The following is a 7721-nucleotide window of genomic DNA, read 5'->3' on the forward strand; positions in this document are numbered from 1 at the left end:
ACCCTGCACCTTACTCGAACACCTGGTTGACACTGTCCGGTCACACGCACAACCTTCGTACCACGGGACAAAAGGGGGCGTCACCGACCGTGACCACCACCCTCGACGACTCCCACCGGCAGATCTCCGACCACCTCGACCTCATCTGGACCCGCACGCATCAGGGACCCGGTGCCTTCCGTGCCCCGGGTGGCATAGGCCTGCTCGGTGTGCTCCGCCTCATCGATGCCGATGCTCTCGTCCTCGGCGGTGATCCTGATCGGGCTGACCTTGTCCATCAGCCAGGCGATCGCATAGGTGGCGCAGAAGGAGAACCCGACGGTCACCACGATCGCCACCAGCTCCCGCCACACCAGGTCCCCACCGCCGCCGAAGAGTATCCCGGCGTGGTGGGCGGGGGCGTCCGGGGACCCGACGAACACCACCAGCATCGCCGCCGCCATGCCTGCCACACCGTGGACCGCGAAAACGTCCGCCGAGTCATCGATCCCGAACCGGTGCGCCAGCCGGACCGCGCCGAAAGCCGCGGCCGCCCCGACGACGCCGACGAGAATCGCGAAGACCGGGTCCACGGCGTCCGCAGTGGGGGTGATCGCCACGAGCCCGGCGATTGCACCGGTCCCCAGCCCCATGAGTGTGTAGGAGCCGTCGAAGACCCGCTGCACGACGATGTACCCGATCATGCCGCCTGCCAGGGCCAGCAGCGTGGTCATCACCGTGTACTCGGCGACGAAGTTCGCTCCACCCGCCGAACCACCGTTGAAGCCCATCCAACCCATCGCCAGCATTCCCACACCGATGAGTGTCAGCGGCAGGTTGTGCGGACGCCGGTCGGGCTCTGCGCGTCGGCCCAGGAAGATCGCCAACGCCAGGCCCGCCGCGCCGGCGTTCATGTGTACCGGGGTACCGCCGGCGTAGTCGTGGACATCGAGAACCGTGCGGAACCAGCCGTCGTCGGCGAACGCCCAGTGCGCGACCGGGGCGTAGACCACGAGCACCCAGATCACCGCGAAGCCCATCCAGGCGTCGAACTTCATGCGCCCGGCCGCCCCCGAGGAGACCAGGGCCACCGAGACCGCCGCGAACAGAGTGCAGAAGGCCGTGGTGATCGTTGTCCCCGCCCCGTCATCACTGGTCAGTGTGCTGAAAAAGGTGAAGCTGGTCGGGTCGCCGATGATGCCCACCCCGCCGGCGGATTCACCGAGGACCAGCCCGTGCCCCACCAGCACGTAGATGATGACGGTGACCGCCAGTGACGTCATCACCATCATCATCATGTTCAGAACGCTGCGTCCGTTGAGCATCCCGCCGTAGAGCATCGCCAGCCCCGGGAACATCAGGAGCATCAGGGCGAAAGCGGTACACATCCACGCAATGTCAGCTGCACTCATGGAGTTAAACAGTAGGAAACACGCGTTTCGGCCACGTCTGCCGCAGATTACCCGGAGGTTACAGGCTCCTTCTCCTTCTCCTTCTTCTCCGCCTCCGCCTCCGCCAGGACCATCTCCGCACGACTTGGCAGCTCGGTGGTCCCCTCAGTCGTCCACGGGCTGGCGTTGAGGTCCTCGGAGAGGTTGCGTGTGCCGGTGCGCACCGGCTTGACCCGGTCGACGACCAGGACCAGCAGCAGCGATACCACCCCCCAGGTCAGGAAGACGAGGAGCCAGTGACCGACCGTGTCCGACCCGAAGTAGAGGATCGAGCGGACGCTCTCCACCGCTGCCGCCATCGGCAGGACATTGTGCAGCCAGGCGAACAACGGCGGCGACATGAAGACCGACATCGCGCCGCCGGACGCCGGGATGCCGAGGAACATGATCACGCCGACGGTGACGACGATGCTCAGCAGACCGAAGAGTCTCTCCAGGAACGCCGCGAACATCGCCACGCAGAAGATCGCGACAATCCCCGTGCCGATCAGCGGCAGGGCGTGACCTGCGACCGCACCGACGATCGGACCGGCGATGAGCCAGACCACCGTGGACATGAACACCGAGTAGCCGGCGACCAACGGCAGCAGCGTACGCAGACGCCGCGACGCCGGCTGGGCGTTCGACCCCACCGCGATGACCATGAACCCGGACATCATCCAACCGATCGCGATGTACAGGGACACCGTGCCCATCGTGTCCCGCCCGGACAGCGGGGCGACGTCGTCGGTGGCCACGGGCAGTTCCTGTGCCCGGGCGATCTGGGTGAAGGTGGTGGTGACGGCCTGGGCCGCGCTCATCCCGGCGGCCTGGTTGACCACGACGGTCGCCTCCGGGGAGGACGCCGAGGGCAGCACGTAGGCACCGACGGCATCCCGGTCCAGGACCTGGTTCCGGGCGTCCTCCGCGTCATCGGTGACGGTGAAGTCGTACATTCCGGGCATACTCTGCGCGAGACCGTCGGCCGCCTCCTGTGCCTGGTCGACCGTTGAACCGACGACGATGACCGGCATGTCCCGCGGTGCCGGGTCATGCATGGTTCCGAGCATGGCGGTGATCATCATCGAGACCATCGCCAGCGGGAAGAAGAGCAGGCCGAGGTACTGCCAGAACCGCTTCTCGGGCCGCGGGCCGCTGTGGAGGGACTCGAGGTTGACCAGGGCCGAGTTCGAGCGCCTGCCCCGGCGCGCCTTGGCCGTGTCCAGCAGCGCGGTGAGCAGGAGGCCGGCCGCGCCGCCGGTGATGAGGACCCACAGGTGCGGCCAGACGCCCACGCCGTCGTAGTAGAGCACCGCACGCAGTGCTCCGCCGACTGCCGGGGTGGGCAGGAAGGAGTGGAGGAACTGGTAGAACGTCGGCACGGAATACAGTGATATCGACATGCCGGACGCGGGGATGCCCAGCACCATGAGCAGCAGGAGCCCGGCCATCACGGCCATGGGCCCCAGGATGCGGGTGAGGAACATCTGGACCACGGCCATGGCGAACGCGCTGAGGAAGGTGATCCCGAGTACCGCTCCGGCGTCCGAGCTGTCGATGACGTTCATGACGGGTCCGACGACGAACCAGATCAGCCCGGCGATGAGGGCGGACCACGCGGCGAGGACCGGCACCGCACGACGCTTGCGCAGCAGCAGCTGCGGGGCGAAGGACAGGGCGATGCTCAGCGGCACGTAACCTGCCATGACGATGGCCGTGGTCATGAACATCGCGCCCATGCCGGCGGAGTCCGACGCCGGCAGCGGGACAACGTCCTCGGGCGTGACGCTGACGCCCTCGGCGGCGGCGGTCGCGCCGACGAGCTTCTGGACGGACTGTCCCTGGGACAGTCCGGCGGCACCGGCGGTGTAGAGCGTCGCCCCGTCGTCGCCGAGGACGACCGCGGCGACGGAGTCGTTGTCGACGACGGACCTGCGTGCGTCGGCGGCGTCCTGCCCGGTGGTGACGGAGAAGGCGTGCCTCCCGTTGTCCTCCACCTTGTCGAGGGCGGCGGCGAAGGAGTCCGCCGCCTGCCGGGCGTCGGTGGAGTCCGAGGAGGTTGAGACGCTCACCGGCATGTTGTGGGCGGCGGGGGCGTGCATCGCGTAGAGGTACCCCCACACCATCATCCCCACCATGATCAGGGGGAACACGAAGATGGCGACGTAGCGGCCGATCTTCTCCGCCTTCGCCGCCCTGGCTGCCTTCGTCGCCGGATCTGTGTCTGTGGAGTCACTCAAGGGCGGGGTCCTTTCTCTGGCGAACACGGGTCAATCACTGAGACCCAGCGATACTACGCCACATGACTTAAAACCGGGCATCGACGGGCACGGTATGGTCTATGTCCATGACTTCCCGCAGTGACCGTGCCCGTGAAGCGCTGCTCGACGCCGCCGAGGCACTGTTCGCGCTCCACGGCATCGACGCTGTGTCAGACCGGGCGATCGCCGAGGAGGCCGGCACCGCGAACCACTCCGCGGTGGGTTACCACTTCGGTGGGCGCGACGGCCTGCTGTGCGCGCTGCTCGCCAGGGAGACCGAGGGCAAGGCTGCGACGCGTGCGGCGATGGTCGACGCGCTGCCCGGTCCCCCGACCGTCCGTGACGCCCTGGTCGCCCATGTGCTGCCGTGGGTCCACGACTTCGCGGGACGCCCCGCACCGGTGCGACGGGCCAGGTTCCTCGCCCGGGTGACCGCATCCCCCCGGGCGACCGGTCACGTCGACGACTCCGCACCGAACATGCGGCTGGGTCCGTTCCTCGACGACTGCGGGATCAGTGTCGCAGGCGTCCCCCACAAGGTCCTGACGGACCGGGCCCGGATGCTCGACGCGATGATGCTCCAGGCCTTCTCCTCCTTCGAGGAAGGCCTGGAGCAGAAAAGGACGTCCGGCGGAGACTGGGTCTCCGTCGGATGGTTCCTCATCGATGCCGGTGCCGGCCTGCTGACCGCCCCCGTCACCGGTGGCCGGGACTACCGCACCGTGTAGTCCGCACCGGTGCTGATCTCCCGGTCGGCGGCGTCGCTGTCTGCCTCGTTCTCGTCGGCGCGACGGTCGTAGGCGCTCTCGTCGTGGACGGCGGCGTCGATGCCGATGCGCTCGTCTCTGGCGGTGATCCGGATCGGATGGACCTTGTTCATCAACCAGGCGATGACGTAGGTGGCGCAGAAGCTGTAGCCGACGGTGACGATGATGGCCACCGGCTCCCGCCAGAGCATGTCCCAGCTGCCGCCGAGGACGATCCCGGCGTGCTCCGCGGGGGCGTCCGGATCGCCGAGGAAGACGACGATCATGGCGCCGACCATGCCGGCGACCCCGTGGACGGCGAAGACGTCCGCGGAATCGTCGATCCCGAACCTGTGCGCCAGCCTGATGGCGCCGAAGGCCCCCGCGGCACCGAGGACACCGACGATGATCGCGACGGTGGGGTTCACCGCGTCCGCCACCGGGGTGATGGCGACCATACCGGCGATCGCGCCGGTCCCCAGGCCCATCAGGGTGTACGCACCGTCGATGAGACGCTGCATGACAATGAACCCGAGCATCCCGCCGGCGAGCGACAGGATGGTGGTGAGGACGACGTACTGGGCGAGGAAGTCCGCGGCACCGGCGGTGCCGCCGTTGAAGCCGAGCCAGCCCATGGCGATCATGCCCACACCGATGAGCATCAGCGGGAGGTTGTGCGGCTTCTCTTTCCTGGCGGAGTTGCGGCGTCCGAGGAAGACGGCGAGCGCCAGGCCGGCCGCGCCGGCGTTCATGTGGACCGCGGTACCACCGGCGTAGTCGTGGAGCTGCAGGTCCGCCCGCATCCAACCGTCGGGGTTGAAGACCCAGTGGGCGATGGGACCGTAGACGACGATGACCCAGATCGCGGCGAAGCCCATCCAGGCGTCGAATTTCATGCGGCCCGCCGCGCCGGAAGAGACCAGGGCCACCGAGATGGCGGCGAAGAGGATGTAGAAGGCGCCGAGGATGGTGGTGCCGTCCCCGTCGTCACCGGTGAGGTCGTTGAACAGGACGAAGTCACCGGGTCTGCCGATGATCCCCCAGTCGCCGACCGACTCGCCGAGGACCAGACCGTGCCCGACGATGACGTACACGACGGTGGTCACCGCCAGTGAGCTCATCACCATCATCATCATGTTGATGACGCTCCTGCCGGAGAGCATTCCACCGTAGAGCATCGCCAGTCCGGGGAACATCAGCAGGACCAGTGCGGTCGCGGTCAGGACCCATGCGACGGATGCAGCATCCATGTCATCTCCTTGTGATTCATTGTCGTGCCCTTGAAGTCGTGCCCTTGAAGTCGAGCATCAGGGTAAAAGGCGTTCATTTCCGGCCGGTGCGACCGGTGTTTCTCGTAAGTTAAAGGTGTTTAACTTCAGTTACCGCGTCACTCGCCGACGCCGGGACGCGAGGCGGCGGCCACTCCCCCGTGGGTCTCCAGCCACTTCACCGCGGGCCACCGTGTCCGGTCGACACCCTTGTACTCCGCCATGTCCTCCGGCAGCTCGGCGAGCACGTCGCGCACCCGCAGCGCCCACTCCGGGATCTGCGCGATCGCGCTCAACGGCTCCAGGTAGCTGCGGATGAGGAACATCACCGCACCCGACCACTGCAACCGGATGAGGTGCTGGACCTCCACCCGCAGGAACACCCGGTCGCCGACCTCCGACAGCGGGCCGTTGACCACACTGAGCCGGTCCGGCCCCCACTCGGGGTAGGACTCGGTGCCGGTGTCGAGCCGGCCGTCGACAGTCAGCGTCCAGTTCGTCCTCCGGAACCGCTGGCCGGGCCGCAGACCCATGATGAACTTCTGGGCCCGCTCGACGATGCCCTGTTCATGGACCCGCGGCACCGGGCCGTGGATCTCCGGGAAACTCATCCCGGCGTCGAAGGCCGGCGACCAGTCCGCGGCGAAGGTGACGACCATCGAGTCACCCCACAGCATCCCGTCACGCTCGGCGAGCAGGGCGATGTCCTCCTGGACCTGGCGTCCGGCGAACTCCAGCGGGGCGCACGGCAGGGTCCTCGTGTCCCCGACCGTGAAGTCCTGCTCCACCGGAGGATCGGCCAGCCGGTTGGACCAGTGACGGTCGTCCCCCTCACCGCTGAGGGTGAAGTGGCCGGGGTAGACGGTCGACAGTTCGTTGAGGACCGCGAGCAGGGCGTCCCACTCCGCGGGCATCATCCGCGGCAGGGCGACGTACCGGCCCGGGTCGACGGTGAGGACGCGGTCCTTCTCCCTCAGCTCCGCGGCGTAGTGGCGGTCGATGTCGATCACCGTCTCCCCCCACTGTCCCGCGGCGGAACGCCTGGCCTGCTCGGCGGGCTCCACGTTGGCGCTGTAACGGTACACCTCGTGGGGGAAGGGGAACGGGAAACCGGCGAGCGCGGCGAGGGCGTCCTCCGGGGACGCCGCGAGCGGTTGACGGTAGACACCGTCGGTGGTGGTGGTCATGGCAGTGCAACCTCCAGGGTCTCGCCCTCACAGCGGGAGACGCAGGGCAGCCAGGAGGACCCGGCGGCGCGCTCGTCGTCGGTGAGGACCATGTCACGGTGGACCGGGGTACCGGCGCGGACGCTGAGACGGCATTCGCCGCACACGCCCTGCCGGCACATGTTGGGGACGGTGTAGCCGGCGCCCTCCAGTGCCACGAGTGCGCTGACGCCCGCGGGGACGGTGACGCTGCGGCCGGACGCCGTGTCGATGACGTCGAAGGGTTCGCCGGCGTCGAGCTCCGGGGCGGCGAAGGCCTCGAAGTGCACCCGGGACGCCGGCCACCGGTACTCGGCGGCGCGGGCCCGGAAGGCCCCGATCATCGGGCCGGGGCCGCAGATGTAGGCGTGGGTGCCGATCGGACTGGACGCCAGGACGCGGTCGAGCTCGACCTGGGTCTCCTCCGACCCGCCGGTCTCGGTGAAGGTGGCTCCGGGCCGGTCACAGAGGGCGCGGAGTTCCGCGACGTGGGCCGCGGCATCGGGGCGGTGGGAGTAGATCACGTCGACGGGGCGTCCCCAACGTGCGGCGTCCCGGGCGTGGGACAGGACCGGGGTGACCCCGATCCCGCCGGCGATGAGGATCTCCCGGGTGGCGGTGTTCGCCCGGCGGAAGAGACTCCGCGGGCGGGAGACGGTGACCGTGTCGCCGGAGCGGAGACGGTGGACCCACCGGGAGCCTCCCGCACCGTACGGGGACCGTCGCACCGAGATCTCGTAGGTCATCGGGGCGGCCCCGTCATTGGTCAGGGAGTAGGCGTTGGCGCCGGCGGCGCCGTCCTCACCGGTCCAGTGGACGGCGATGTGACTGC

The 7721-nt window shown here is 68.4% G+C and carries 6 protein-coding genes; 1 reads left to right on the forward strand and 5 read right to left on the reverse strand.

Going from position 1 to position 7721, the window contains the following annotated elements:
- Window positions 1-80: 80 nt before the first annotated feature.
- Together QZV72_RS02835 and QZV72_RS02840 are read right to left on the reverse strand one after the other, a co-directional pair.
- On the reverse strand, window positions 81-1391 hold the full coding sequence (locus tag QZV72_RS02835) for an ammonium transporter (RefSeq protein WP_297005004.1): 1311 nt from the start codon (window positions 1389-1391) through the stop codon (window positions 81-83).
- 47 nt (window positions 1392-1438) lie between these two features.
- Window positions 1439-3649 (reverse strand): ABC transporter permease, encoded by a 2211-nt coding sequence (locus tag QZV72_RS02840; protein ID WP_297005006.1) that lies wholly within the window; start codon window positions 3647-3649, stop codon window positions 1439-1441.
- Between the two features lie 107 nt (window positions 3650-3756).
- Between QZV72_RS02840 and QZV72_RS02845 the strand changes: the two genes are divergently transcribed.
- Window positions 3757-4398, forward strand: coding sequence for a TetR/AcrR family transcriptional regulator (locus QZV72_RS02845; RefSeq protein ID WP_297005007.1), 642 nt, complete (start codon window positions 3757-3759; stop codon window positions 4396-4398).
- Here QZV72_RS02845 and amt read toward each other — a convergent pair.
- From amt to QZV72_RS02860, 3 genes are all read right to left on the reverse strand, one after another.
- Entirely contained in the window at window positions 4383-5666 is a 1284-nt protein-coding gene (amt, locus tag QZV72_RS02850; RefSeq protein WP_297005008.1) for an ammonium transporter, read from the reverse strand. The two genes, QZV72_RS02845 and amt, sit on opposite strands and share 16 nt — an antisense overlap.
- A 137-nt stretch (window positions 5667-5803) precedes the next feature.
- Complete coding sequence (locus QZV72_RS02855) at window positions 5804-6871, reverse strand: DUF3445 domain-containing protein (protein WP_297005010.1); 1068 nt, start codon at window positions 6869-6871, stop codon at window positions 5804-5806.
- The coding region (locus QZV72_RS02860; RefSeq protein ID WP_297005012.1) for a PDR/VanB family oxidoreductase at window positions 6868-7721 on the reverse strand (854 nt) is incomplete at its 5' end. The genes QZV72_RS02855 and QZV72_RS02860, both read right to left, overlap by 4 nt.

It is taken from the genome of uncultured Corynebacterium sp., from assembly GCF_902782855.1.
In the GTDB taxonomy this organism is placed as follows: domain Bacteria; phylum Actinomycetota; class Actinomycetes; order Mycobacteriales; family Mycobacteriaceae; genus Corynebacterium.

What these genes read in the sequence shown, in the direction of transcription:
- QZV72_RS02855 (WP_297005010.1), bottom strand. Translation starts at nt 6,871, where the DNA reads ATGACCACCACCACCGACGGTGTCTACCGTCAACCGCTCGCGGCGTCC.
- QZV72_RS02845 (WP_297005007.1), top strand. Translation starts at nt 3,757, where the DNA reads ATGACTTCCCGCAGTGACCGTGCCCGTGAAGCGCTGCTCGACGCCGCC.
- amt (WP_297005008.1), bottom strand. Translation starts at nt 5,666, where the DNA reads ATGGATGCTGCATCCGTCGCATGGGTCCTGACCGCGACCGCACTGGTC.
- QZV72_RS02835 (WP_297005004.1), bottom strand. Translation starts at nt 1,391, where the DNA reads ATGAGTGCAGCTGACATTGCGTGGATGTGTACCGCTTTCGCCCTGATG.